Here is a 26,675-nt window from a genome sequence, read left to right as displayed (position 1 = left end):
TACGTATACGTGCCCAGCCGCCGGCTGCGGGGGTGGGTCGGTGCCGGGGGCGGGGTGGGGTGTCGGCCTGGACTGCATGATTTAGGCGCCCTGTGCCCTACGTAGGCAGGGTGCGGGGTGTTCTCGCGCCACACATCACGCTTTACGTCCCGGCCGACACCCCACCCCGCCCCCGTCCCCGACCCCGGCCGGGCATTCAGTCGCGGTCGGGGTGGCGGGTAGGGGACCCAGCCCCGCAGGGCCGACCCAGCCGCACCCGCCCACCGGCCCCGGCCACGCGGCCGCAGCGGTGTGAGGGGCGCGTCAAGAAGGCGTGGGGCTTGCGTGGCGGCGGGCGCGGAGGGCCAGGCTCAGGGAGAGGACGGTTTCCGGGTCGTCCAGGTCCGCGCCCAGCAGCTCCGAGATGCGGGCCAGGCGGTTGTACAGGGTCTGGCGGTTCAGGTGGAGCTCGCGCGCGGTCTCCGCCTTGCGGCCCGCGTGGGCCAGGTACGTCTCCAGGGTGGGCAGGAGCGGCGGGCGGGAGACCGTGTCGTGCACCCGCAGAGCGCCGATCGCGCGGTCCACGAAGGCCGCCAGGTCGGGGTGTTCGCGAAGGCGCCACAGGAGCAGGTCGATGTCCAGGCGGCGGGCGTCGTACCAGGGGCGGGCGGGGAGTCCGTGCGCCGCCGTGGCCGTCTCGGCCGCGTGCCGCAGGCTCGCCGAGACCGTCGCCCAGCCGCCGCAGACGCCGACGACCACCGCGGGCGCGGCCCCCGCACGGTCCAGGCCGGCCCGCTCCACGCCGGTCCGCAGCGCCACCGCGACCCGGTCGGACACCGTCGTGCGCTCGGCGTCGGAGCGGAGGGAGACCAGGAGGGGGACGCGGCCTTCCACCGGACGGACCCCGAGGAGCACCGGGACGCCGACGGAGGCGAGTTCCTCCAGGACGGCCCGGGCCAGGACGGCCCAGTTCCCCGACGGGGCCAGGTCCGAGGACAGCCGCATGACGATGGGCAGGAGCGGTCCGGGGCCCGGTTTGAAGCCCAGGACGCGGGCCTGGGCGGGGGCGTCCTCCGCCGAGATCCGTCCCTCCGCGAGGTCCGTGAGGAAATCGCCGCGGCCGCGCGCCGCGAGCTCGTCCTCCTGCCGGGCCTGCATCAGGACGACGGCCAGTACGCCGGCCGTCCGCTCCGCCGCCATCCGGTGCACGGGCAGCAGAGGCGCGGACACGCCCAGCAGGACCAGCCGGGCCCGCACCGAGCCGGTGCCGCGGCCGCCGCCCGGGACGTCGACCACCACGGCGTTGGCGGACGGCTCCGCCGGGCGCTGGCCCCGTAGGCCCTCCCACACCTGGAGCGGGTCCGCCGCGGCCTCGCCGGCGACCGGGCCCGCCGCGTACAGCAACTGGCCGTCGGGGGTTTCCAGGAAGACCGGGTTCGCCGTGAAGTCCGCCAGGATGTGCAGCACTTGGGGGATCCCGCCGCCGTCGAGCAGGGCTTCCGTGCAGCGCCGGTGGACTTCCTCGGCCCGCTGGAGCAGCGCGTAGTGCCCGTTGACGATCTCGGTGTGGACCTCCTCCGTGACGGTCACGAAGGGGACCTCCCGGTGCAGCTGGACGAGAGGGAGGCCGACCGCGCGGGCCGTCTCCACCAAGGTGGCCGGGAGGCGGGTGAAGCGGGGGCCCAGTTCGACGACCAGCGCGGCGATGCCCCGGTCCGCGAGGCGGCGTACGAAGGCGCGCTGCTCGGCGGGGCGGGTGCCGAGGCCGAGGCCGGTGGTCAGCAGCAGCTCGCCGCCCTTGAGCAGGGAGGCGATGTTGGGGACCTCACCGGCGTGCACCCAGCGCACGGTCCGGCCGAGCCGGTCGGCGCAGGCCACCACCTCCGGGAGCCCGCTGCGCAGCCCCGGCAGCTCAAGTGCCCGCTGAACCGTGATCCCGCCCTGATTGTCCATATGCCGGACGCTACCGGGGCTCTTGTTCCGTGCACATCACCGAGCGGTTACGGGGTGCCATCTACCCCCGTCCGGCCCGACAACTCGTCGCCCCGGCAAGGAGATTATCGGACTGCATGCCGATTGTGGCGTACGTCACCCGGGGAGAGAGTGAGCGCCCTCACGACAGGAACGAGGAGCCATGAGCACGGATAGCAGCACCGGCGTCGGCGCACCCCAGGTCCAGCGGCTGAAAGCCAATTCGGTGGGCCTGGTCGGTGTCGTCTTCATGGCCGTCGCCACCGCCGCTCCCATCACCGCGATGACCGGCAACCTGCCCATCGCCGTCGGCTTCGGCAACGGCATCGGCGCCCCCGCCGGCTACCTCTTCGCGACCGCCGTCCTGACCGTCTTCGCCGTCGGCTACGTCGCCATGGCCAAGCGGATCACCGCCGCCGGCGCCTTCTACGGGTACATCTCGCACGGCCTCGGCCGGATCGCCGGCATGGCCTCCGGCATGCTCGCGGTCCTCGCCTACATCGTCTTCGAGGCCTCGATCGTCGGCGTCTTCTCCTACTTCACCAAGACCACCGTCCACGACCAGCTCGGCATAGACCTGCCCTGGATCGTCTACGCGGTCGCCATGCTCGCGATCACCGCCGCCCTCGCGCACTTCGACATCAACCTCACGGCCAGGGCACTGGGCGTGATGCTCATCGCCGAGATCGCCGTCCTCTTCGCCGTCGCCACCGCCGTACTGATCGCCGGCGGTGGACCGGACGGGATCCCGCTGGAGCCCGTCAACCCGAAGAACGCCTTCACCGGAACCTCCGCCGGACTCGGCCTCTTCTTCGCCTTCTGGTCCTGGGTCGGCTTCGAGTCCACCGCCATGTACGGCGAGGAGTCCAAGAACCCGAAGAAGGTCATCCCCAAGGCCACCCTCATCTCCGTCGTCGGCGTCGGCCTCTTCTACATCTACGTCTCCTGGATGACCATCGCGGGCAACGGCCTCGCCAAGTCCGTGGAGCTCTCCGCCTCCGCGAGCCCGCTCGACCTGTTCTTCGCCCCCACCCAGACCTTCATCGGCGCCTGGGCCGTCGACGCCTTCCAGTGGCTGCTGCTCACCGGCTCCTTCGCCTGCGGCATGGCCTTCCACCAGTGCGCCGCCCGCTACCTCTACGCCATCGGCCGCGAGGGCTTCCTGCACCCGGGCCTGGGCCGTACGCACGCCAAGCACGGCTCCCCGTACATCTCCTCCATGGTGCAGACCGCCATCGCCACCGGCCTGGTCGCGCTGTTCTGGCTGACCGGGCAGGACCCGTACATCCACCTGTACACGCTGCTCGCGATCCTCGGCACCATGGCCATCCTCATCGTCCAGACCCTGTGCTCCTTCGCGGTGATCGGCTACTTCCGCAAGAACCACCCCGAGGACCGGCACTGGTTCCGCACCTTCACGGCGCCGCTGGTCGGCGGCATCGCCATGGCCGCCGTGGTCGTCCTGCTGCTGGTCAACATGAAGACGGCGGCCGGGCTGGCCGCCGACTCGTTCTTCTTCACGCTGATCCCGTGGATCGTCGGGCTCGTCTTCTTCGGCGGGCTGGGACTCGGCCTGTGGCTGAAGTTCAAGGCCCCGGACCGCTACGAGATCATCGGCCGCGTCGTCCTGGAGGACGCCGCCGAACGCACCGACGAGCGCACCGACGGCAGCGCCGATGCCTCCGCCCCCTCCGCCGCGAACGTCTGAGAAGGAGCCACCGCCATGGCCCGTACGCCACTGATGCACGCGCTCCGCCGGCTCGCCGCCGAGCACGCGGCCGCCCGACGGCTCGGCCTGCCCGTCGCCGAAGTGCGCGGCTCCACCCGCCGCCAACTCCTCGGCCGCGCCGCCGCCCTCGGCCTCGGCACCGCCCTGGCCTCCGCCGCGGTCGCCCCGGCGGGCGCCCACGCGGTGGAGGTCGTCACCGACAAGAAGCCCGTCGCCCCCGCCCGCGTCGCCATCGTGGGCGCCGGCATCTCGGGGCTGACCGCAGCCCTCACCCTCAAGGACGCGGGCGTTCCCTTCACCCTCTACGAGGCCAACCCGAGCCGCGTCGGCGGCCGGATGTGGACCCAGCGCTCCCTGTGGGCCTACGGGCAGACCTCCGAGATCGGCGGCGAGCTGATCGACACCAGCCACAAGAAGATCCTGGAGCTGTGCCGCCGCTTCAACCTCCCCACCGAGGACTTCCTCGGCGGCGGCCCCAACGGGGCGGAGGAGGTCCTCTGGTTCAACGGGACCTACTACCCGCGCGAGCAGGCCGACGAGGACTTCAACGCCGTCTACCAGGCCCTGCGCCGCGACCTCCAGGAGGCCGGCGAGGTCTCCTGGAACTCCTCGACCCCCGCGGGCACCGCCCTCGACAACATGACCCTCTACCAGTGGATCGAGACCCGGATCCCCGGTGGACACGGCTCGCAGCTCGGCCGCTTCATCGACGTGGCGTACAACGTCGAGTACGGGGCCGACACCCAGGAGCAGTCCGCCCTCGCGCTGGTCCTGCTGATGGGCTACCAGCCCAACCCGGGCAACTTCAACGTCTGGGGCCTGTCCAACGAGCGCTACCACATCACCGGCGGCAACGACCAGCTGCCGAACGCCATCGCCCAGGCCCTGCCCGCCGGTTCGACCGTCATGGGCCGCGAGCTGGTCGCCGTGAGCGTCTCCGCCGACGGCACCCAGACCCTGACCTTCAAGGACGCGGGCGCCACCCGGACGGTCGTCGCCGACCACACCATCCTGTGCCTGCCGCTGCCGATCCTCCAGCGGATCGACATCACCGGCGCCGGCTTCGACCCGCGGATGAAGAACCTCCTGCGCGATGCCCGCATGGGCTACTGCACCAAGCTCAACATGCAGTTCACCAGCCGCCCCTGGCGCGGCACCGGCCCCTGGCCGGGGGTCTCCGCCGGCGACTGCTTCACCGACAGCGAGGTCCAGCAGACCTGGGACACCACCAAGGTCCAGCCGGGCAACGGCGGCATCCTGCTCCAGTACGGCGGCGGCACCCTGGCCGGCTCGCTCACCCCGGCGACCCCCTTCGCCACCGACTCCGACCCCTACGTGCGCACCCTCGCGGGCCGGATGCTCACCGGGATCGATGCCTTCTTCCCCGGCACCAAGGCGGCCTGGACCGGCAAGGCGCAGCTGTCGGCCTGGCACCGCAATCCGTACGCGCTCGGCGCGTACTCGTACTGGCCGACCGGCTACCTGCACCAGTACGCCAAGTACGAGGGCACCGCGCAGGGCCGGATCCACATCGGCGGAGAGCACTGCAGCTACGACTTCCAGGGGTTCATGGAAGGCGGGGCGACCGAGGGGGAGCGGGCGGCGAAGGAGGTGATCACCGCCCTCACGTAGGCCTCGGGCGGCCGGCCTCAGGTGGCCGGCCTCAGGCGGGCGCGATGTTGTGGTTGAAGCGGAAGACGTTGTCCGGGTCGTACTCCCGCTTCAGCCGGCCCAGCCGCAGCATGTTCTCGGGTCCGAGGCCGGCGACCACCCGGTCTCCGCCCTCGTCCCCGGTGAAGTTGAGGTAGACCGCGCCGGTGCTCCACGGCTGGACGTCGGCGCGGACGTCCTTGACCCACCGGCGGACGCGTTCGTCGTCGGCCGGGTCCTCCCAGGCGCCGAACGGGTGCACCGCCCAGGGCGCGTCGCGGAACGGCACCGGATAGTCGGCGGGGCCCTCGGCGATCGCGCCGCCCTGGGGCCACACCACGTGCTGGGTGCCGCTCGGCACCGGCATGGAGTCCGCGCGGGCGCAGAACACGTCCACGAACGCGTCGGGCACGCCGGTCAGGTACTCCGCCGACCAGTAGTTCCGCATGCCCGGCGGATCGTCGAGCATGCACTGGAGGTCCGCGTAGGGCAGAGCCGTCACCATCTCCGCCTCGTGCGGGATCGCCAGCAGCGGAGCGACGAGGCGGCGCAGCTCCTCCTCGGGTCCCGCGTACGTGACCAGCGCGCCCGCCAGCAGCAGGCCGACCAGGTGCGGCGGGACGAACTCCTCAGGCGGGCCGGTCATGTAGATGGCGCCGCCGCCGGCCTCGCGCGGCCCGTTCTCCATGAGGTCCCGGTACGTACGGACCACCTCGGGCCCGTGCTCGGGCAGGTACAGGAGGAACGCGACGGACATGGCGGGCAGCTCGTGCAGCCGCAGGGTCAGCGAGGTCGCGACGCCGAAGTTCCCGCCGCCGCCGTGCAGCCCCCAGAACAGCTCGGGGTGGTCCTCCTCGGTCGCCGTGACCATCTCCCCGTCGGCCGTGACCAGGTCCACGGCGAGCAGGTTGTCCACCGCCAAGCCGAACTTGCGGTCCAGCCACCCCGTGCCGCCGCCCAGCACGAAGCCGCCGACCCCGGTGGTGGAGACGCGCCCGCCGGTGGTCGCCAGCCCGTACCGCTCGCAGGCCCGGTCCAGATGGCTCATCGTGGCGCCGCCCTCGACGCGGACGGCGCGGGCCCCGGGATGGACCGTCACCTCCTGCATCCGGCGCAGGTCCACGACCAGGCCACCGTCGTTGAGGGACATCCCGGCCACGCTGTGGCCGCCGCCGCGCACCGCGATCGGCAGGTCGAGCCGCCGTGCGAAGCGCACGGCGGTCACCACGTCCACCGGACCCTCGCACTGCGCGATGACGGCCGGACGGCGGTCGATCATCCCGTTGTAGAGGGTGCGGGCCTCGTCGTACCCCGGATCCTCCGGAACCAGGACGGAGCCGGACAGGTCCTCGCGGAGCTCGGCAAGTGCCGTGCCCGCCTTCGAGAGGGGAGCCATGGCTACCCCCTTCCGGGAGATGCGGAAGGTGCGGAAAGGCCTACGACCCCTCCAGGTTAGTCAGCCCCCGTACGCCCCGCTCGCCGTCAGCCGCAGGGCCGTGTCGATCAGGGGGACGTGGCTGAAGGCCTGCGGGAAGTTGCCCACCTGGCGCTGGAGCTTCGGATCCCATTCCTCCGCCAGCAGGCCCAGGTCGTTGCGGAGCGACAGCAGCTTCTCGAAGAGGCGCCGGGCCTCGTCGACCCGGCCGATCATCGCCAGGTCGTCCGCCATCCAGAACGAGCACGCCAGGAAGGCACCCTCGTCGCCCTGGAGGCCGTCCACGCCCGCCTCCTCGCCCGCCGTCGGGTAGCGCAGGATGAAGCCGTCGGTGGTCGACAGCTCGCGCTGGATCGCCTCGATCGTGCCGATCACCCGCTTGTCGTCCGGCGGCAGGAAGCCCATCTGCGGGATCAGCAGGAGGGAAGCGTCCAGCTCCTTGGACCCGTAGGACTGCGTGAAGGTGTTCCGTTCCTTGTCGTAGCCCTTCTCGCACACGTCCTGGTGGATCTCGTCGCGCAGTTCCCGCCACCGCTCCAGCGGCCCGTCAGCGTCCCCGCTCTCGATCAGCTTGATCGTGCGGTCGACGGCCACCCACGCCATCACCTTCGAGTGCACGAAGTGCCGGCGCGGGCCGCGCACCTCCCAGATGCCCTCGTCGGGCTGGTCCCAGTGGGTCTCCAGGTAGCGGATCAGCTTCAGCTGGAGCAGCGAGGCGTAGTCGTTGCGCGCCAGGCCGGTCATGTGGCCCAGGTGCAGGGCCTCGGTGACCTCGCCGTACACGTCGAGCTGGAGCTGGCCCGCGGCGCCGTTGCCGACCCGGACCGGCTGCGAGTTCTCGTACCCGGGCAGCCAGTCGAGCTCGGTCTCGCCGAGCTCCCGCTCGCCCGCGATCCCGTACATGATCTGCAGGTTCTCCGGGTCGCCGGCCACCGCCCGCAGCAGCCACTCGCGCCAAGCGCGGGCCTCTTCGCGGTAGCCGGTGCGCAGCAGCGAGGACAGGGTGATGGCGGCGTCGCGCAGCCAGGTGTAGCGGTAGTCCCAGTTGCGGACCCCGCCGATCTCCTCCGGGAGGGAGGTGGTGGGCGCGGCCACGATCCCGCCCGTGGGGGCGTACGTGAGCGCCTTGAGGGTGATCAGCGAGCGGATCACCGCCTCCCGGTAGGGGCCGTGGTACGTGCACTGCTCGACCCAGTCCCGCCAGAACTCGGTGGTGGCCTCCAGGGCCTCCTCGGCCTCGGGCGGCTGCGGCGGCTCCTTGTGCGAGGGCTGCCAGCTGATGCAGAAGGCCATCCGGTCGCCCGGCCCGACGGTGAAGTCGGAGTACGTGGTCAGGTCCTTGCCGTACGTCTGCGCCTCGGTGTCCAGCCAGACCGAGTCGGGGCCCGCCACGGCCACGGTGCGGTCGTCGACCCGGTGCACCCAGGGCACCACCCGGCCGTAGCTGAAGCGCATGCGCAGGGCCGAGCGCATGGGAACGCGCCCGCTGATGCCCTCCACGATGCGGATGATCTGCGGTGCGTGATCCTCGCGGGGCGGCATGAAGTCGATCACGCGGACCGTGCCGCGCGGAGTGTCCCACTCGGACTCCAGGACCAGCGAATCACCGCGGTAACGGCGCCGGGTGGCACGCGGGGCCTCGGCGCCGGCCGGGAACGCCGGGCCGATCCGCCAGAACCCGTGTTCCTCGGTGCCGAGAATGCTCGCGAAGACGGCATGGGAATCGAAACGTGGCAGGCACAGCCAATCCACCGCCCCGTCCCGGCAGACCAATGCCGCGGTCTGCATGTCGCCGATCAGTGCGTAATCCTCGATGCGCCCGGACACGTTGCATCTCCAGTCGAACAGCCACGTCCGCCCCGAAGGGCGCTTGCATTGCGCGATGCCGCGGATTCTCCGGTGATGTGGATGGCCGCGTCCAGCCCATGATTCCGGAACCGGACGGGTTACGCCGTTCGCGGGGCCGCTCGGCAGGGATGTGATCGAGATCCGAGCAGCACAAGACGGCACCCTAGTGATCCTCGTCAGCTTGGGGACAATGAGGTTCGGCCGAACGGGTGAGCGGCGGCGGTGCCGCCGTCACTGACTCCGCGGACATCGTCCGGGCTGCCCCTCGAATGCCCCTCGGTCGCCCCTCGGGCGCCCCCCGCCGCGTGGCCGGAGGCGGACCGGCCCGGGCGCTGATAGGCTGGTATCCCGTGGACCGGTGGTCTGCCTGTGCGAATCAGGAGCCCCGAAACCGCAGCTTCGGCGCCCCCTGAGACCCTTCCGGATCGACGGTGGCCGGCGCCGGACGCACCTCACCTCGCGACCACGGGAGCCCCCTCTTGGCGATGCCGCCCAAATCCATGACGACCAAGCACATCTTCGTCACCGGGGGTGTCGCTTCCTCCCTCGGCAAGGGCCTGACGGCCTCCAGCCTGGGTGCGCTGCTGAAGGCGCGCGGTCTTCGGGTCACGATGCAGAAGCTCGACCCCTACCTCAACGTCGACCCCGGCACGATGAACCCGTTCCAGCACGGCGAGGTGTTCGTCACCAACGACGGCGCCGAGACCGACCTGGACATCGGTCACTACGAGCGCTTCCTCGACGTCGACCTCGACGGCTCGGCCAACGTCACCACCGGCCAGGTCTACTCGCAGGTCATCGCCAAGGAGCGGCGCGGCGAGTACCTCGGTGACACCGTGCAGGTCATCCCGCACATCACCAACGAGATCAAGCACCGCATCCGGCGCATGGCGACCGACGACGTCGACGTCGTCATCACCGAGGTCGGCGGCACCGTCGGCGACATCGAGTCGCTGCCGTTCCTGGAGACCGTCCGCCAGGTCCGCCACGAGGTCGGCCGCGACAACGTCTTCGTCGTGCACATCTCGCTGCTGCCCTACATCGGCCCCTCCGGCGAGCTCAAGACCAAGCCGACCCAGCACTCCGTCGCGGCGCTGCGCAACATCGGCATCCAGCCCGACGCGATCGTGCTGCGCGCCGACCGCGAGGTCCCGACCTCGATCAAGCGCAAGATCTCGCTGATGTGCGACGTCGACGAGGAGGCAGTGGTCGCCGCGATCGACGCCAAGTCGATCTACGACATCCCCAAGGTGCTGCACACCGAGGGCCTGGACGCGTACGTCGTGCGCAAGCTCGACCTGCCCTTCCGCGATGTCAACTGGACCGTCTGGGAGGACCTGCTCGACCGGGTCCACAACCCCGACCACGAGGTCAAGATCGCGCTCGTCGGCAAGTACATCGACCTGCCCGACGCTTACCTGTCGGTGACCGAGGCGCTGCGCGCCGGCGGGTTCGCCAACAAGGCCCGCGTCGAGATCAAGTGGGTCACCTCCGACGACTGCAAGACCCCGGCGGGCGCCGCGGCGCAGCTGGCCGACGTGGACGCGATCTGCGTGCCCGGCGGTTTCGGCGACCGTGGTGTCAACGGCAAGGTCGGTGCGATCACCTACGCCCGCGAGAACAAGATCCCGCTGCTCGGCCTGTGCCTGGGCCTGCAGTGCGTGGTCATCGAGGCCGCGCGCAACCTGGCGGGCATCGAGGACGCGAACTCCACCGAGTTCGACGCTTCCACCCCGAACCCGGTGATCTCCACGATGGAGGAGCAGCTGGCCTTCGTCGAGGGCGCGGGCGACCTGGGCGGCACCATGCGTCTGGGCATGTACCCGGCGAAGCTCGCCGAGGGCTCCATCGTGCGCGAGGTCTACGGCGACCAGGCGTACGTGGACGAGCGCCACCGCCACCGCTACGAGGTCAACAACGCCTACCGCGGCGAGCTGGAGAAGAAGGCCGGTCTGGTCTTCTCCGGCACCTCCCCGGACAACAAGCTCGTCGAGTACGTCGAGTACCCGCGCGAGGTCCACCCCTACCTGGTGGCCACCCAGGCCCACCCGGAGCTGCGCTCGCGCCCGACGCGCCCGCACCCGCTGTTCGCGGGTCTGGTCAAGGCGGCCGTGGAACGGCAGCAGGCCGCGAAGTAGTCGTACGGCACATACCGTAGACAGCCGGGGTACGGAGATCCGTACCCCGGCTGTCGCGCGTTGTGGAGGGCTTCGGGGCATGGAGATCAAGGACACGTCGGAATCCTGGGAGACGGTGTCGACCCAGCGGCCGTTCCAGGGCGCGAAGACGGCGGTGGCCTCCGACGAGGTGCGGATGCCGGACGGATCCGTGGCCCGTCGCGACTACCAGGTGCACCCCGGGTCGGTGTGCGTGCTGGCCCTGGACGACGCGGGACGGGTGCTGGTGCTGAGCCAGTACCGCCACCCGGTGCGGCGGCGACTGTGGGAGCTCCCGGCGGGGCTCCTGGACGTCGTGGGGGAGAACCCGTTGCACGGGGCGCAGCGCGAGCTGTACGAGGAGGCGCACGTCAAGGCCGAGGACTGGCGGGTGCTGGCCGACTTCTACGCGTCCCCCGGCGGCTCGGACGAGGCCACCCGGATCTTCCTCGCGCGGGGCGTCTCGGAGGCGGACGGGGAGCGCTACGCGGAGTCCGGCTCGGAGGAGGCGGACATGGAGGTGGCGTGGGTGCCGCTGCCCGAGCTGGTACGGGGCGTCCTGGCGGGCGAGCTGGGCAACCCCGGGCTCGTCACGGGAGCCCTGGCCCTCTCGGCGGCCCTCGCCACCGACCCGGCCCTGACCACCCTCCGCCCGGCGAACACCCCCTGGCCGGCCCGGCCGTACGAGGCGTAGCCCTGGCGTGGGCGCCGGGGCCGGCGCCCACGTCCCGACCCCGGCCGGGGGAAAGTAAGCCCCTGCCGGGTGCGGTGCGTGAACGAGGAGAAAATGTGCCCATCCGTTGATCCGATCGGGCGATTTGTCCGCCGCGCTCCACCCTGTCCGTCGCTCTGCGTGAACTACGCTCGCAATCCGAAGGCAGCGAGAGGAGCGGATCCGTGACGGATTTCGTCGGGCGGCGGCGTGAGCTCAAGGAGCTCCGCGAGGACATCGCGCGAACCGGGCTCGACACCCTCTCCGGCCGCAAGGCCAAGGCTCCGCGCGCCCGGGTGCTCCTCGTCGCAGGGCGCCCCGGCTCCGGCCGGACCGCACTCGCCGAAGCGCTGGTGCGCGAGATCGCCGACGACTATCCCGACGGGGTGCTGAAGGTCAGGCTCACCGCCCCCACGGGCGAGGGCATCGCCACCGAGCGTGCCGTCCGCACCCTCCTGGAGGGACTGGGGCAGCCCACCCCGCCCGGAGCCGGCGAGGACGATCTCAGCTCCGCCCTGCGCACGGCCCTGGCCGGCCGTCGCATGGTCCTGCTCGTCGACGACGCCTCCGATCCGCACCAGGTCGACGCCCTGCTGCCGGACACCCCCGAGTGCCTGGTCGTCGTCACCTCGGAGGGCCCCCTGACCGGGATTCCGGATGTCCGCCCCTGCACCCTCGGCGGCCTCGACACCCCTTCCGCCGTCCGCATGCTGGTCCAGCGCATCGGCGACGTCCGCGTCGCCAACGACCCGCGCGCGGCCGAAGCCCTCGCCGAGGAGTGCGGCGGCCAGCCCGCCGCGCTCGCCCTCGCGGGCGGCTGGCTCGCCGCACGTCCCAAGGCTTCCGTGGCGGACGTGGGCAAGCAGCTGCACGATCTGCCCGCCGGCGTCGGAGGCCCGCTCGCCAAGGCCTTCAGGCTCGTCTACGAATCCCTCCCGCAGCCCGCCCAGCGGACCCTGCGGCTGCTTCCGCTTGCCCCCGCCGGCCTCGTCGACTCCCACGTCGCCTCCGCACTGGCCGGCTGCTCCGTGGCCGCCGCGCAGTCGACCCTGGAGGACTTCGCCGCGCTGGGCCTGCTCAGGCCCGCCCGTGACGGGCTGTACCTGCTGCCCGGCTGCCTCGCGCCGCTGCTCCAGGCCCTGCTGGAGGCCAAGGAGCGGCCCGCCGAGGTCCAGCTCGCGCGGGCCCGGATGCTGGAGCGCACCGTACGGCTGCTGCTCTCCTGCCGGGCCATGGCCGAACCGGACGAAGACGGAGCCGACGGACCCGGCGGGGCGGTCGGGGTGCCGGAGAAGCTCGACGGGGTGCCGCGCGCGCTGCGCTTCGCCGACCGGCGGGCGGCGGAGACCTGGCTGGACACCCGGCTGCCCGCACTGCTGGCCGCGGCCTCGCTGGCCGTGGCCGACGGGGAGCTGGACACCCTGGCGCGCAGGTTCGTAGCGGCCCTCGCGCGGGCCCTGTCCGAGCACCGCGGCACCGCCGGGGCCGCGCCCGAGCTGTACGGGCTGCACCAGCTCGTGCTGGACGTGGCCGAGCGGCGCGATCTGCACCGGGAGCAGGCCGCCGCGCTGCTGAACCTGGCCGATCTGGACGCCGAGACCGGCCGCACCCGGGAGGCGCTGGACCGGTACCGGGCCGCGCTGGACGCGGGAAAGGCGGCGAACGACCCGTACGCGTCGGGCCGCGCGATGGAATCCGTAGGCGGCGCGCACCAGGAGCTGGGCGACTGGCACCGGGCCTCCGACTGGTTCGGCCGGGCCCTGTCCCACGCCCTCGCCCGGGGGGAGCGTGCGGACGAGGCGCGGCTGTACGGGCGGCTGGGGAACGTGCACACGTACGCGGGTCGGTACGGGGACGCGCTGCGGAGTTGGCGGGCGGCTTCGGCCGGCTACCGGAAGCTGGCCGATGTCCCGGGCCAGGCAAAGGCGTTGAGCGAGATGGCGCGGATCCAGGAGTACGCGGGGCGGCCCGAGGAATCCCTGCACACCTGCCGGGAGGCGGTGGAGGTCGCGCGGAAGGCCGGGGACCTGCGACTTCAGGCCGCGCTCCAGGTGCGGCTGGCGGACACGCTGGACCGGCTCGGGGATCCCGCGGCTGCCAGGCTGCACAGGTCCGCGGCCGACAGATTGCTGGGAGACGACCCCGCAGCCTGCGAAATCCGCAGCGTTTCCGACTGAGATTATTCGTTTGCAAGGCTAGACAGCCGCTCATCCTTCATTAGACTGGCTTCACCAGGTCATCCTCTGGTGCATCCCGTTGCGCGTTCTTGTGGACGGGTTTGTATTGAAGTAGCCCGAAACATCCCCTGAGCCAAGGACCGTGAGCCACGATGAAGGTCGGCATCCCCCGCGAGGTCAAGAACAACGAGTTCCGGGTCGCCATCACGCCCGCCGGCGTGCATGAGCTGGTCCGCAACGGCCACCAGGTCTTCGTCGAGCAGAACGCCGGTGTGGGCTCCTCGATCACGGACGCGGAGTACGTTTCCGCCGGCGCCGAGATCCTCGGTACCGCCGACGAGGTCTGGGCGACCGCTGACCTGCTGCTGAAGGTCAAGGAGCCCATCGCGGAGGAGTACCACCGCCTCCGCAAGGACCAGACCCTCTTCACCTACCTGCACCTCGCGGCCTCCCGCGAGTGCACGGACGCCCTGCTCGAGTCCGGCACCACCGCCATCGCGTACGAGACGGTCGAGACGGCGAACCGCGCCCTCCCGCTGCTCGCCCCGATGTCCGAGGTCGCGGGCCGCCTGGCCCCGCAGGTCGGCGCCTACCACCTGATGCGCTCGGTCGGCGGCCGCGGCGTGCTCCCCGGTGGCGTCCCCGGCACCCACGCCGGCGAGTGCGTGGTCATCGGCGGTGGCGTCTCCGGCTGGAACGCCGTGCAGATCGCCGTCGGCATGGGCTTCCACGTGACCCTGCTGGACCGCGACATCAACAAGCTCCGCGAGGCCGACAAGATCTTCGGCACGAAGATCAAGACGATCGTCTCCAACGCCTTCGAGCTGGAGAAGGCCGTCATCGAGGCCGACCTCGTCATCGGCGCGGTGCTGATCCCGGGTGCGAAGGCCCCGAAGCTGGTCACCAACGAGCTCGTCGCCAAGATGAAGCCCGGAAGTGTCCTTGTCGACATTGCGATCGACCAGGGCGGCTGCTTCGAGGACTCCCGCGCGACCACTCACGCCGAGCCGACCTTCCAGGTCCACAACTCGGTCTTCTACTGCGTCGCCAACATGCCGGGCGCGGTGCCGAACACCTCCACCTACGCCCTGACCAACGCCACGCTGCCCTACATCGTGCAGCTCGCGAACCTCGGCTGGGTCGAGGCGCTGCGTCGTGACCCGGCGCTCGCGCTGGGCCTCAACACCCATGACGGCCAGGTCGTTTACCGTGAGGTGGCCGAGGCCCACGGTCTCGAGACCCTCGAGCTGAGCACGCTGCTCGGCTGATTCGTCAACGACTGACGTCAATCTCACGTATCCGGCCGGACCTTGCTCGCGAGGTCCGGCCGGAGGCGTTCCCGGGGTCGTCCGCAGGGCCGCTCAACTCGCCTCGAACGTAACCCTTTAACCCTTTCGCACACCCGCGAAACTTCCCGGCGACAGCTCGTACGCCCTTGACAGAGTGGTGTTCGGTTGCCGACACATCGCGGCGGGTCCGGCGGATTGTGTTGCCGCTGAGTGGTGACACGCCATAGAGTCGCCAACCGTCGGCATGGTGCCACGCTGACCTATCGATAAGTGTCCTGGTCACGTCCGAGGAGGTAAGACGACTTGTGAATGAGTCGACATTTGCTCCTGGAGGTGGTCGAGCAGGAGGGCCTGCGCGGGGCCAGGGTCCTGCCGGAATCGAAGCCGTGGGATCCGTAGCGGTCCGCACCTTCGCAAACCACCAGCACATGACGACGCCCCAAAAGAGCATGGACGGCCTAGACGTGAACTCCAGGGCCGGCGACCTGAGCGGCGACAAGCCCGTGGGTTTCGCCGACTACGAACAGGTGCCCGAGGGGCATTTCTACGACCCCGATGCGGAGTACGAGCCCGACCCCGAGTACGCGGCCACTCTCGCCCCCGACGCTGCCCGCCAGCGCCGTGAGCGGATCGGCCCGACCGGAAGGCCGCTGCCGTACTTCCCGATCCCGGGTCCGCTGACCGACCACGGTCCGGCGACGATCATCGCGATGTGCAACCAGAAGGGCGGCGTGGGCAAGACCACGTCGACCATCAACCTGGGTGCGGCACTCGCGGAGTACGGGCGCCGGGTGCTGCTCGTCGACTTCGACCCGCAGGGAGCGCTGTCGGTCGGCCTCGGGGTCAACCCGATGGAACTCGACCTGACGGTCTACAACCTGCTCATGGAGCGGGGCATGTCGGCCGACGAGGTGCTGCTGAAGACGGCGGTCCCCAACATGGACCTGCTGCCGAGCAACATCGACCTGTCCGCCGCCGAAGTGCAGTTGGTCAGCGAGGTCGCACGCGAGTCGACGCTGCAGCGGGCCCTGAAGCCCCTGCTGCCCGACTACGACTACATCGTGATCGACTGTCAGCCCTCGCTCGGTCTGCTGACCGTGAACGCCCTGACGGCGGCTCACAAGGTCATCGTGCCGCTGGAGTGCGAGTTCTTCGCACTGCGCGGTGTGGCGCTGCTGACCGAGACCATCGAGAAGGTGCAGGAGCGGCTCAACCCGGAGCTGGAGCTCGACGGCATCCTCGCCACGATGTACGACTCCCGTACGGTGCACAGCCGTGAGGTGCTGGCGCGCGTCGTCGAGGCCTTCGACGACCACGTCTACCACACGGTCATCGGCCGCACGGTGCGGTTCCCGGAGACCACGGTCGCCGGCGAGCCGATCACCACGTACGCCTCCAACTCCGTCGGCGCCGCCGCCTACCGCCAGCTGGCCAGGGAGGTGCTCGCCCGGTGTCCCGCCGAGTGAGTCTGCCCGGAGCCGACGAACTGTTCCGTACGACCGGGGGGATGGCACTGACCTCCTCCTCGCCGAACTCGGCACGGGGCGTGGAGCACGCGGCATCGGCCGCGGAGGGCACGGCGGGAGAGGGTCGCAGCCGGGAGGCTGAGGCCGGCACGGAGCCGGGCGTCGGCCCGCAGCGACGTCCGCAGGAAGGTTCCGGTAACGCCGTCCCCGCCCCCACCCCCGGTCGGGGCAAGGGGCCGGGCCGGGGTGCGAACCGGCGGCCCAGCGGGCGCGAGCGGCACGACGAGAAGATCACGGTCTACGTCTCCGCGGAGGAGCTCATGGACCTGGAACACGCGCGGCTGGTGCTGCGCGGGGAGCACGGCCTGGCGGTCGACCGCGGCCGGATCGTGCGCGAGGCCGTCGCGGTGGTCCTGGCGGACCTGGAGTCCCGCGGTGACGCGAGCATCCTGGTCCGGCGGCTCCGGGGGCGCTGACCCCTGCGGGGCTCGGGCGGGTTGGTGCGTCGCCACGCCCGTGCGGTGCGGGGCCCCGAGGGCGGGCCGGAGGCCGTCGGCGCGCCGACGGTGCGGGGCGTGTGGTTCCCCTACCCGCCCGTCGCCCGTTCCCCGGGCTCTGCCCGGACCCCGGTCCTCAAACGCCGGACGGGGTGAAGGACCCTGGGCTCCGCCCTGGACCCGGGTCCTCAGACGCCGGACGGGCTGAAGGACCCTGGGCTCCGCCCTGGACCGTGTCCTCGAACGCCGGACGGCTGGATGTGCCCCCCGGACGCCGGGCGGCCCGAATTGCCCGGGTCCCCGCTGCTCCCGCGGGGTGGTGCGTGGGAGCCTTGGGGACTGGGCCCCGGCCCGATCAGACGCTTCCTCCGCACCACCCTGGACCGCGATGCCCTCTCCCGCCGAACCCGTCCCCCCGCCCCGCCGCTCGCTGGGCCGCGGCCCGGGTGCCTCCGTACCGGTGGAGGAGGAGTTCCCCGGCCCCGCCCCTTCTCCCTCCCTGGCGCCAGACCCGGACCCTGCCCCGGAAGAGGCTCCCGGGCCCCCTGCGGCGGCCTTGGCGGCCCTCCAGGCGCCTCGTGAGGTCGAGGGGCCGGGGGAGCCCGGTGCTGGAGCCGAGGGGGCCGTACGGGCCGCAGGGGGATCCGTACCGGCCCGGAACGTCCCCGGAGGTGCCGACGGGGTGGGTGACGGGCGGTTCACGCTGCGCCTGGAGAACTTCGAGGGGCCCTTCGACCTGCTGCTGCAGTTGATCTCCCGGCACAAGCTCGACGTCACCGAGGTCGCGCTGTCGGAGGTGACCAACGAGTTCATGGCGCACATCCGTGCCATGGGGCCCGACTGGGACCTCGACCAGACGACCGAGTTCCTCGTCGTCGCCGCCACCCTGCTCGACCTGAAGGCGGCCCGGCTGCTGCCCGTCGCCGAGGTCGAGGACGAGGCGGACCTCGCGCTGCTGGAGGCCCGGGACCTGCTGTTCGCACGGCTGCTGCAGTACCGGGCGTACAAACGGATCGCCGAGATCTTCCAGGAGCGGGCCGACAGCGAGGCCAGGCGCTACCCGCGCACGGTCGGACTGGAGCCCCACCTCGCCGAGCTGCTCCCCGAGGTGGTCATCAGCATCGGCGGCGAGGGGCTGGCGAGGCTCGCGGTCAAGGCCATGCAGCCCCGGGCGAAGCCGCAGGTGTACGTGGACCACATCCACGCGCCCCTCGTGAGCGTCCGGGAGCAGGCCGGGCTGGTCGTGGCGCTGCTCAAGGCCAGGGGCGAAGCCACCTTCCAGGAGCTCACCGAGGACGCCGCGGACACCCTGACCGTCGTGGCGCGCTTCCTGGCCCTCCTGGAGCTCTACCGGGAGAAGGCGGTGATCCTGGACCAGGAGGAGGCCCTGAAGACGCTCACGGTGCGCTGGAGCGGCGGGGACGGGGACGGCATGCCGACGGTGACGGACGAGTTCGACCAGATCGTGGAGGTCAAGGAATGAATGACGTGACGACCCCCGTGGCCGGGCTGGCGCTGAAGCCGGCCCTGGAGGCCGTCCTCATGGTCGTGGACGAGCCGGCGACCGAGGCGCACCTGGCCAAGGTGCTGGAGCGGGCCCCCCGCGAGGTCGCGCAGGCGCTGCGCGAGCTGGTGGACGAGTACGAGGTCCAGGGCCGCGGATTCGAATTGCGGCTCGTCGCCGGGGGCTGGCGGTTCTACAGCCGGGCGGACTACGCGCCGGCGGTGGAGGCCTTCGTCCTGGACGGCCAGCAGGCCCGTCTCACCCAGGCGGCGCTGGAGACCATGGCCGTGGTCGCGTACCGCCAGCCGGTCAGCCGCTCGCGGGTCTCGGCGGTCCGCGGAGTCAACTGCGACGGGGTCATGCGCACCCTCCTCCAGCGGGGTCTGGTGGAGGAGGCGGGGACGGAACCCGAAACAGGTGCGATCCTGTACAGGACGACGAACTACTTTCTGGAGCGGATGGGCCTGCGTGGCCTGGACGAGCTCCCGGAGCTCGCGCCCTTCCTCCCCGAGGCGGACGCGATCGAAGCCGAGACGCAAGAGGGTGTTCCGTCGTTCGATCCGGACTCTCCGGATACCGATGAAGACGACAAGACGACGGAACTTTGATGCGAAGCAGCGGCAACGGCAACGGTGGCGGCAACAGGAACAGCGGCGGCGGTGGTGGCGGGCGCGGTAGCTCCCCCCGCGGCGGCTCCTCCAGCGGCGGCGGTGGTGGCTACCGCGGTGGCGGCTCCGGCGGCGGCAGCGGCTCGGGCGGTGGCTCCCGCGGCGGCAGCTCCGGTGGTGGCTACCAGGGTGGCGGCTCCCGCGGCGGCTCCTCCGGCGGCGGCTACCAGGGTGGCGGCGGCTCGGGTGGCGGCTCGCGCGGCGGCAGCTCCGGTGGTGGCTACCAGGGTGGCGGCTCCCGCGGCGGCTCCTCCGGCGGCGGCTACCAGGGTGGCGGCAGCTCTGGCGGCGGTTACCAGGGCGGTGGCTCCCGCGGCGGCAGCTCCGGTGGTGGTTACCAGGGCGGTGGCTCTCGTGGCGGCTCCTCCGGTGGCGGCTACCAGGGTGGCGGCTCCTCCGGTGGCGGCTACCAGGGTGGCGGCTCCTCCGACCGCGACCGCGAGCAGGCCCCCCGCATCCGCAACCCCCGCCCCGAGGAGCGTCGCTACGACGTGGGCCCCGAGGGTGAGCGCAACGGCCGCGGCGGTGCCAAGGCCGGCGGCGGCGGCGCCCGTGGCGCGGCCGACGGCAACCGCGGTGGCGGTGCCCGCGGCGCGGCGGCCCGTGGTGGCGCCAAGGGCGGCCCCAAGGTCTCCAGGACTCCCGGCATCGGTGGCGCGGGCGGCCCGCGCATCGGCCCCGGCAGCCGCAGCGGCCAGTCCAAGCCGCGCGAGCTGGAGGCGCGGATCGAGGAGCGCGTGCGCGACCGGTACGCCGACAAGCCCGTGATCAAGACCCCGAAGACCTTCCCGGGTGCCGAGGAGGAGGGTGAGCGTCTGCAGAAGGTGCTCGCCCGGGCCGGCATGGGTTCGCGCCGTGCGTGCGAGGAGCTCATCGAGCAGGCCCGCGTCGAGGTCAACGGCGAGATCGTCCTGGAGCAGGGCAAGCGCGTGAAGCCCTCGGACGAGATCAAGGTGGACGGCCTGACCGTCGCCACCCAGTCGTACCTGTTCTTCGCGCTGAACAAGCCGGCCGGCGTCGTCTCCACCATGGAGGACCCGGACGGCCGCCAGTGCCTCGGCGACTACGTCACCAACCGTGAGACGCGTCTCTTCCACGTCGGCCGGCTCGACACCGAGACCGAGGGCATCATCCTGCTCACCAACCACGGTGAGCTGGCCCACCGCCTCACGCACCCGAAGTACGGCGTGAAGAAGACCTACGTCGCCGCGATCACCGGTCCGCTGCCGCGCGACATCGGCAAGCGCCTGAAGGACGGCATCGAGCTGGAGGACGGCTACGCCCGCGCCGACCACTTCCGCGTCGTCGACCAGCTCGGCAAGAACTACCTGGTCGAGGTGACCCTCCACGAGGGCCGCAAGCACATCGTCCGCCGCATGCTCTCCGAGGCCGGCTTCCCGGTCGAGAAGCTCGTGCGGACCTCCTTCGGCCCGATCGAGCTCGGCGACCAGAAGTCCGGCTGGCTGCGCCGCCTGACCAACACCGAGGTCGGCATGCTCATGCGCGAGGTCGGTCTGTAGGACCCCGTCAGTACCCCGGCCTCCTGAAGGCCTCCAGAACCCGCGGTGCCCTTGGGCTCCGCGGGTTTTTTGGTTGTGCCGGACCCCGGATCCTGTTTATAGTCAACCTGACTATAAAGGGATGGGGGGCGTCATGGGATGGCAGACGAGCTGGACCGAGATCCTCGGGTTCGTCACGGGTGCCGTGTGCGTCTGGCTGGTCGCCCGGCAGCACGTCGCCAACTGGCCGATCGGCATCGCCAACAACGTCTTCTTCATCGTGCTCTTCGCCCAGGCGGGCCTCTACGCCGACGCCGGGCTGCAGATCGTCTTCATCGCCCTGGCCGCGTACGGCTGGTGGTCCTGGACCCACGGGGGCGGCCCGGGCACCGCCACGGCCCTGCCGGTGCGCCGCACCACGGCCCCCGAGTGGACCGCGCTGGCCGCGGCGGGAGTGGTGGTGGTGCTCGGCCTGACCCTCCTGCTGAGCCGGGTCACCGACTCCACCGTCCCGTTCTGGGACGCGCTGACGACCGGGCTCTCGCTCGCGGCCACGTACGGGCAGTGCCGCAAGCTCGTCGAGTCCTGGTGGCTGTGGATTGCGGCCGACCTCGTGTACATCCCGCTGTACGCCTACAAGGGGCTGTACCTGACCTCCCTGCTCTACGTCGGCTTCCTCGCGCTGTGCGTCGCCGGACTGCTCGGCTGGCGCCGGGCGCTCCCGGCCCGCCTCGCGCCGGCGGTGACGGCATGAAGCGCCACGGCCACGGCCTGGTCCTCGGCAAGTTCTATCCGCCGCACGCCGGCCACCACCACCTGGTGCGCACCGCGCAGGACCGGTGCGAGCGGCTGACCGTACTGGTCTGCGCGGCCTCGGTGGAGTCCGTACCGCTCGCCGACCGGGTCGCCTGGATGCGCGAGGCGCACCCGGGGGCCGAGGTGGTCGGCGCGGTCGACGACATCCCCGTCGACCTCCACGACCCGGCGGTCTGGGAGGCGCACATGGCGATCTTCCGGCGCGCGGTGCGCCGCCCGGTCGACGCCGTCTTCACCTCCGAGGCGTACGGGACCGAGCTCGCGCGGCGGTTCGGCGCCGAGGAGATCTGCGTGGACCTCGACCGCACCCTGTTCCCGGTGTCCGGCACGGCCGTACGGGCCGACCCCGTCGGGAACTGGGAGTTCTTGGGGCCCGCCGTACGGGCGGCGCTGACCCGGCGGATCGTCGTGCTCGGCGCCGAATCCACCGGCACGACCACGCTGTCGCGGGCCCTGGCCGAGCACTGGCGTGGGCGCGGCGGGGTGTGGGCGAAGACGGGCTGGGTGGCGGAGTACGGCCGGCAGTACAGCGAGGAGCGGCTCGCGGCGGCGCGCTCCGCGGACCCGGCGGCGACCTGGGCGGAGGTGAGCTTCACCTCGGCGGAGTTCCCGCTGATCGCGCGGCGGCAGGACGCGGAGGAGGAGCGGGCGGCCCGGCTGGGATCCCCGGTGCTCTTCTGCGACACCGACTCCTTCGCCACCGGCATCTGGCACGAGCGGTACACGGGCGCGCGCAGTGCCGAGGTCGAGCGGATCGCCGCCGCGACGCGGCGGGACCTGTACCTGCTCACCGACCACGCGGACGTGCCCTTCGAGGACGACGGGCTGCGCGACGGAGAGGAGTTGAGGCCGTGGATGACCGGGCGGTTCCTGGAGGAACTGGAGCGGACGGGGAAGCGGTTCCTGGTGGTCCGCGGGGACCGCGGGGCGCGGCTGGCGGCGGCGGTGGCAGCGGTCGACGGACTCCTGTCGGAGGGCTGGCAGTTCACGGATCCGCTGCCGGAGCGGGTGGCCGGGCAGGTGCCCGAGCAGGCGGCCGGGCGGACCGGGCAGCGGGCGGGGGAGCGGAGCCGATGAGTGACACCGGACCCGTACCCGTACCCGGACCCGGACCTGTACCCGGGCACGGGTATGACCCGCACGACTTCCCGCCCTTCGCGGTGACCGTGGACCTCGCCGTCTTCACCGTGCGCGGCGGGACCCTGCACGTGCTGCTGATCCGGCGCGCGCAGGAACCGTACGCGGGCGCCTGGGCGCTCCCCGGCGGCTTCCTGCTGCCGCGGGAGTCCGCGGAGACGGCGGCCCGGCGCGAACTGGCCGAGGAGACCGGCCTGTCGGCGGAGGTGGTCGACGCCCTGCACCTGGACCAGCTGCGCACCTACAGCGAACCGGACCGGGACCCCCGCATGCGGGTGGTCTCGGTGGCCTTCACCGCGCTCGTCCCCGATCTGCCGGAACCGGTGGCCGGGGGCGGCGGGGACGCGGACCGCGCCCGCTGGGTGCCGGTGGGCGAGGCCTGCGCGCCGGCCTTCGGACTGGCCTTCGACCACGCGGAGATCCTCGCGGACGCCCGTTCCCGCGTGGGCTCGAAGCTGGAGTACAGCTGCCTCGCCACCGCCTTCTGCCCGCCCGAGTTCACCCTCGGTGAGCTCCAGGCCGTCTACGAGACCGTCTGGGACACCGTCCTGGACCGCCCCAACTTCCGCCGCAAGGTCCTGGCCACGCCCGGCTTCGTCGAGGCCGTGCCCGGAGCCGCCCGGCTCACCGGCGGCCGCGGCAAACCGGCCGCGCTCTACCGGCCCGGACCCGCGACCACCCTGCACCCGCCCCTGCTGCGCCCCTCGGAAGGACACCCACGATGACGACGACGGCGACGAAGGCGACGCACACGAAGCGGGCCGCCACGGGCTCCCTGATCGGACTGGCCCTGGGAGACGCCCTCGGCTTCCCGACGGAGTTCAACGACGTGCCCCGGATCCTGGCGAAGACCGGCCCGTGGCGACAGATGGCCCTGATCCGGCCTGCGATCGTCTCGGACGACACCCAGATGACGCTGGCCCTCGCCCGCGGCATGCGGACCGCCGCGGAGCGGGGCCGGGTGGGCCCGCTGCGCCTCGCCCGCCCGGTCCGGGAGGAGTTCGTCGACTGGTACCACTCCCCGGAGAACAACCGGGCCCCGGGCCGCACCTGCCTGAAGGCCTGCAGCCTCCTCAACCACCCCGAGCGGGACTGGCGCGACGCCAGCCAGCTCGGCTCCAAGGGCTGCGGAGCGAACATGCGGGTGGCTCCGGTCGGGCTGGTGCCGGGCTGGACGGAGGAGGAGCGGGCCGGCGCGGCCCAGCTCCAGTCGGCCCTGACCCACGGCCACCCGACCGCACTGGCCGCCTCCGACCTCACGGCGCGGGCGGTGTTCCTGCTGGCGCAGGGCACCGAGGTGACCGGCCTGGTCGGGCAACTGCGCTCGTACGCCCTGGAGAACCGCACCCGCTACCACGAGCGCTGGCTCGGCGACCTCTGGACGCGGACGGCGTCCGACGCCTCGGCCGAGTCCTTCATGGCGCGCGGCTGGGACGAGTGCCTGGAGGTCCTGGACCGCCTCGCGGCGGCCCTGCGCACCCCGTCCCCGGAAACGGACCCCTGCCTCACGACCGGCGAAGGCTGGATCGCCGAGGAGGCCCTGGCCACCGCCCTCCAGTGCTTCCTGCTCTTCCCGGAGGAACCGCTCCTGGCCCTGCGCCGCGCGGCCTGCACGGCGGGCGACTCCGACTCCATCGCCTGCCTGGCCGGAGCCTTCGCCGGCGCCCACCTCGGCGCGGACGCCTGGCCCCGCGACTGGGAGGGCCGCATCGAGTACCGCGACGAACTCCTGTCCTTCGGCACCCTCTGGGACGCGTGAACCGTGCTGGACGAGTTCGTCGTACGGCGGCGGGCGGGTTAGGGCGTTGCCGATGCGCGGCGGGTGCGGAGGAGGAAGGCCTCGACCCGGGGGAGGTCCGGGGCCTCGGGGAGGGGGGTCGTCGCCAGGGCGGCTTCGGTTTCCTCGGTCAGGAGGGTCATCCAGGCGTCGACCTCCTCCCAGGTGAGCTCGCCGCGGCGGACCGCGAGGAGGCGGTCGCGGTAGGGGGTCGCGTCGATCTCCAGGCGGCCCGTGCGCAGCAGGTCGCGGCAGGACAGGAGCAGGCGCAGCAGGTGCATGGCGTGCTTCCAGCGCGGGGCGCCGTGGTTGCGGAGGTCGCCGAGGAGTTTGCCGCGCTGGGAGACGGCGTACCGGCTGAAGCTGGTGTGGGCCCGGCGGGACAGGAACGCACCGCGGAGCGAGAGGAGTTCCTCGCCGACCGGGGTGAGGTCCTCCACGAGGGGGGAGTGGAGGACCTCCAGGACGTTCGGGTTGGCGCGCAGCGCGAGTTCGCAAAAGCGCTCCAGCTCCCAGGAGAACTCCTCGTCCCGGGGGCCGTCCACGTGCGTCGGCGGCTTCTCGAAGCGCCAGAACAGCGGCGTCGGGGCGAGGTAGACACCGCGTCGGTCGGTGTCGCTCGCCTCCGTCGCCAGGCCGAACGCCCTCGAACCGATCACGCACGAGTAGATCGTGTGGTCCCTGACCAGGGTGAGTTCGAGCGGCTCGGGGGTCGGTTCGTTCGGGCGGGCCTCGTTCATTCGGCGAGGCTAGTGCCGGGGCCTGCGGCTAGGCGAGCGAGATTTCGCCCGCCGGGGAGACGGTGATCTTCTTCTCCTCCAGAGGCTTGGTCGCCGGGCCCTTGGCCACCGCGCCGTCCGTGTCCTTGAACTTGCTGCCGTGGCACGGGCAGTCGATGGTGCCGGCCTCCACCTTGTTCACGAGGCAGCCCTGGTGGGTGCAGACCGCCGTGAAGCAGCGGAAGGAGCCCGCGGTCGGCTGGGTGACGACCAGCTTCTCGTCCTTGAGGACCGTGCCGCCTCCGACCGGCACCTCCGAGGACTTGATCAGGGCCTTGGCGTCTCCGGCCGGAGCCGAGGACGAGGCGGACGCGGAGTTCTGCGCCGTGGGCGCGCTGCCGCCCTCGGACGACGGCTTCGTCTCGTCGGCTCCGCATGCGGTCAGCACGCCGCCTGCCAGGGCGCTCGCGCCGGCCGCCAGTACCGTGCGCCGGGCGGCGCGGGTGGGGTCGCTCATGACTTCTCCTCGGGTGATCGCCGGGGTGGCGAGAGGCATCCTGGCGCGTGACGGGCCTCAGCGACACCCCGCCACGCCTTGACTCAGCCCTCCGGGGGCCGGCGAACGAGTTCCGCCGGCGCACCGGGGGCGCGTACCACCTCCCACACGCGCACCACGGCGTCCCGGTTCAGCGGTCCGTGGACGTGCGGGTAACGGAGGCCGCTTTCACCCTCCCGGCGGACCTCGGAGGTGAGGGCGCGCTCGTCGAGCTCCACCGCGAGGAGGGTCCCCGCTACGGCTGCGTAGTGCGCGGCGGCGATCGCGAGCACCGTCTCCGGATCCGCCGAACAGTGCACGAAGCCCTCGGAGTCGAGGGAGGGCGGGGCGTACGGGCGCGCGGGATCGGCGGTCCAGTCGGACAGCGGTACGAGGTGGAAGATCATGCCGATCGTTCTACCGCAGTCGGCGCACGGCTCTGCGCCAAGTGGCAGACGTGTCCGAGTTGGGTGACATTGTCCGTATCTCGAAGCCGGGTACGCCGATTTCCGTGCGCCCGGTCCCTCTTCGAAAGGCATCACCATGGCGGGCAACGACCTCGGCTCCCTCCTCGGCGGCCTCCTCGGCGGCGGCGGCGCACAGGGCGGCAGCGGCGGCGGCAACATCCTCGGCTCCCTCCTCGGCGCCCTCATGGGCGGCGGCGGTGCCGGCGGCGCCCAGGCGGCCGGAGGTGGGAACAACCCGCTCGGCGGGCTGCTGGACATGCTGACCAAGTCGGGTCTGACCGACCAGGCCCAGTCCTGGGTCGGCACCGGCGAGAACCAGCCGGTCAGCGGCGCGGAGATCGCCAAGGCCCTGCCGGACGACACCCTGGCCAAGGTCGCCGAGCAGGCGGGCGTCACCCCCCAGGACGCCGCGGACCAGATCGCGCAGGCGCTCCCGCAGGCCGTGGACAAACTGACGCCCGAGGGCTCGGTCCCGAGCGGCTCGCTGGAGGACATCATCAAGCAGCAGGGCCTCTGAGCGACTCCGAGCGGCCCCGGTCCTTCCCGGGGTCGGCTCCCGAGGGCCCGGTGTCCCGTCCCAGCCGACGGGACACCCGGCCCACGCGCTGTTCCCCCTGTTCCCGCAGGCAACCCGGAGGCAGGTA

The 26,675-nt window shown here is 71.9% G+C and carries 21 protein-coding genes and 1 pseudogene; 16 read left to right on the top strand and 6 right to left on the bottom strand.

The window, feature by feature from the left end; translation table 11 throughout:
• Positions 1 to 303: 303 nt before the first annotated feature.
• Positions 304 to 1,932 carry a PucR family transcriptional regulator gene (locus ACFVX6_RS35640; RefSeq protein ID WP_389698646.1) on the bottom strand — a complete coding sequence of 543 codons (1,629 nt, stop codon included), beginning with the start codon at positions 1,930 to 1,932 and terminating at the stop codon, positions 304 to 306.
• 181 nt (positions 1,933 to 2,113) lie between these two features.
• On the opposite strand from ACFVX6_RS35640, the gene ACFVX6_RS35635 reads away from it, so the two are divergent.
• On the top strand, positions 2,114 to 3,658 hold the full coding sequence (locus tag ACFVX6_RS35635) for an APC family permease (RefSeq protein ID WP_389698644.1): 1,545 nt from the start codon (positions 2,114 to 2,116) through the stop codon (positions 3,656 to 3,658).
• Positions 3,659 to 3,673: 15 nt separating this feature from the next.
• Positions 3,674 to 5,311 carry a flavin monoamine oxidase family protein gene (locus ACFVX6_RS35630; RefSeq protein WP_389698642.1) on the top strand — a complete coding sequence of 546 codons (1,638 nt, stop codon included), beginning with the start codon at positions 3,674 to 3,676 and terminating at the stop codon, positions 5,309 to 5,311.
• A gap of 31 nt (positions 5,312 to 5,342) precedes the next feature.
• Here ACFVX6_RS35630 and ACFVX6_RS35625 read toward each other — a convergent pair whose 3' ends face one another.
• Entirely contained in the window at positions 5,343 to 6,725 is a 1,383-nt protein-coding gene (locus ACFVX6_RS35625) for an FAD-binding protein (RefSeq protein WP_389698640.1), read from the bottom strand.
• 60 nt (positions 6,726 to 6,785) lie between these two features.
• Positions 6,786 to 8,591: a glycoside hydrolase family 15 protein gene (locus ACFVX6_RS35620; RefSeq protein WP_389698638.1), complete on the bottom strand. Its 1,806-nt coding sequence runs from the start codon at positions 8,589 to 8,591 to the stop codon at positions 6,786 to 6,788.
• A 506-nt stretch (positions 8,592 to 9,097) separates the two neighbouring features.
• On the opposite strand from ACFVX6_RS35620, the gene ACFVX6_RS35615 reads away from it, so the two are divergent.
• The 13 genes from ACFVX6_RS35615 (at position 9,098) to ACFVX6_RS35555 (ending at position 24,292) form a co-directional block, all read left to right on the top strand.
• On the top strand, positions 9,098 to 10,750 hold the full coding sequence (locus ACFVX6_RS35615) for a CTP synthase (protein ID WP_389698636.1): 1,653 nt from the start codon (positions 9,098 to 9,100) through the stop codon (positions 10,748 to 10,750).
• A 79-nt stretch (positions 10,751 to 10,829) separates the two neighbouring features.
• Positions 10,830 to 11,462: an NUDIX domain-containing protein gene (locus tag ACFVX6_RS35610; protein ID WP_389698634.1), complete on the top strand. Its 633-nt coding sequence runs from the start codon at positions 10,830 to 10,832 to the stop codon at positions 11,460 to 11,462.
• A gap of 203 nt (positions 11,463 to 11,665) precedes the next feature.
• Positions 11,666 to 13,657, top strand: a complete 1,992-nt coding sequence (locus tag ACFVX6_RS35605; RefSeq protein WP_389698632.1) for an AAA family ATPase — start codon at positions 11,666 to 11,668, stop codon at positions 13,655 to 13,657.
• Positions 13,658 to 13,809: 152 nt separating this feature from the next.
• The gene (gene ald, locus ACFVX6_RS35600) at positions 13,810 to 14,925 is read left to right on the top strand and encodes an alanine dehydrogenase (RefSeq protein WP_266876781.1); all 1,116 of its coding nucleotides are present in this window, start codon (positions 13,810 to 13,812) and stop codon (positions 14,923 to 14,925) included.
• A 449-nt stretch (positions 14,926 to 15,374) separates the two neighbouring features.
• A complete protein-coding gene (locus ACFVX6_RS35595) occupies positions 15,375 to 16,412 on the top strand; it encodes a ParA family protein (RefSeq protein WP_266958946.1) in 1,038 nt (345 codons plus the stop codon).
• Entirely contained in the window at positions 16,397 to 16,888 is a 492-nt protein-coding gene (locus ACFVX6_RS35590) for a hypothetical protein (protein ID WP_389698629.1), read from the top strand. Before ACFVX6_RS35595 ends, ACFVX6_RS35590 begins: the two co-directional genes overlap by 16 nt.
• Before the next feature lie 409 nt (positions 16,889 to 17,297).
• Positions 17,298 to 18,392, top strand: a complete 1,095-nt coding sequence (locus tag ACFVX6_RS35585; protein ID WP_389698627.1) for a segregation and condensation protein A — start codon at positions 17,298 to 17,300, stop codon at positions 18,390 to 18,392.
• Positions 18,389 to 19,021, top strand: coding sequence for an SMC-Scp complex subunit ScpB (gene scpB / locus ACFVX6_RS35580; protein WP_389698625.1), 633 nt, complete (start codon positions 18,389 to 18,391; stop codon positions 19,019 to 19,021). The genes ACFVX6_RS35585 and scpB overlap by 4 nt, the downstream gene beginning before the upstream one ends.
• Positions 19,021 to 20,601: a pseudouridine synthase gene (locus tag ACFVX6_RS35575; protein ID WP_389698623.1), complete on the top strand. Its 1,581-nt coding sequence runs from the start codon at positions 19,021 to 19,023 to the stop codon at positions 20,599 to 20,601. Before scpB ends, ACFVX6_RS35575 begins: the two co-directional genes overlap by 1 nt.
• Before the next feature lie 133 nt (positions 20,602 to 20,734).
• Positions 20,735 to 21,334 (top strand): nicotinamide riboside transporter PnuC, encoded by a 600-nt coding sequence (gene pnuC, locus ACFVX6_RS35570; protein WP_389698621.1) that lies wholly within the window; start codon positions 20,735 to 20,737, stop codon positions 21,332 to 21,334.
• A complete protein-coding gene (locus ACFVX6_RS35565) occupies positions 21,331 to 22,473 on the top strand; it encodes an AAA family ATPase (protein ID WP_389698619.1) in 1,143 nt (380 codons plus the stop codon). The genes pnuC and ACFVX6_RS35565 overlap by 4 nt, the downstream gene beginning before the upstream one ends.
• On the top strand, positions 22,470 to 23,258 hold the full coding sequence (locus ACFVX6_RS35560; protein ID WP_389698617.1) for an NUDIX domain-containing protein: 789 nt from the start codon (positions 22,470 to 22,472) through the stop codon (positions 23,256 to 23,258). Before ACFVX6_RS35565 ends, ACFVX6_RS35560 begins: the two co-directional genes overlap by 4 nt.
• Positions 23,255 to 24,292, top strand: coding sequence for an ADP-ribosylglycohydrolase family protein (locus tag ACFVX6_RS35555; protein WP_389698615.1), 1,038 nt, complete (start codon positions 23,255 to 23,257; stop codon positions 24,290 to 24,292). The genes ACFVX6_RS35560 and ACFVX6_RS35555 overlap by 4 nt, the downstream gene beginning before the upstream one ends.
• A 38-nt stretch (positions 24,293 to 24,330) precedes the next feature.
• On the opposite strand, the gene ACFVX6_RS35550 is transcribed toward ACFVX6_RS35555, so the two are convergent.
• The 3 genes from ACFVX6_RS35550 to ACFVX6_RS35540 form a co-directional block, all read right to left on the bottom strand.
• Positions 24,331 to 25,050: a DNA polymerase beta superfamily protein gene (locus ACFVX6_RS35550; RefSeq protein WP_389698613.1), complete on the bottom strand. Its 720-nt coding sequence runs from the start codon at positions 25,048 to 25,050 to the stop codon at positions 24,331 to 24,333.
• Positions 25,051 to 25,078: 28 nt separating this feature from the next.
• Positions 25,079 to 25,546: a Rieske (2Fe-2S) protein gene (locus ACFVX6_RS35545; RefSeq protein ID WP_389698611.1), complete on the bottom strand. Its 468-nt coding sequence runs from the start codon at positions 25,544 to 25,546 to the stop codon at positions 25,079 to 25,081.
• 83 nt (positions 25,547 to 25,629) lie between these two features.
• Positions 25,630 to 25,971 carry a DUF952 domain-containing protein gene (locus tag ACFVX6_RS35540; RefSeq protein ID WP_389698609.1) on the bottom strand — a complete coding sequence of 114 codons (342 nt, stop codon included), beginning with the start codon at positions 25,969 to 25,971 and terminating at the stop codon, positions 25,630 to 25,632.
• Between the two features lie 121 nt (positions 25,972 to 26,092).
• Between ACFVX6_RS35540 and ACFVX6_RS35535 the strand changes: the two are divergent.
• A pseudogene (locus tag ACFVX6_RS35535) lies at positions 26,093 to 26,548 on the top strand (YidB family protein); the annotation flags it as partial.
• Positions 26,549 to 26,675 lie beyond the last annotated feature (127 nt).

It is taken from the genome of Streptomyces sp. NPDC058289 (assembly GCF_042880975.1).
Taxonomy (GTDB): Bacteria; Actinomycetota; Actinomycetes; order Streptomycetales; family Streptomycetaceae; genus Streptomyces; species Streptomyces stoeckheimensis.
This window is presented reverse-complemented; position numbering and strand designations above follow the sequence as displayed.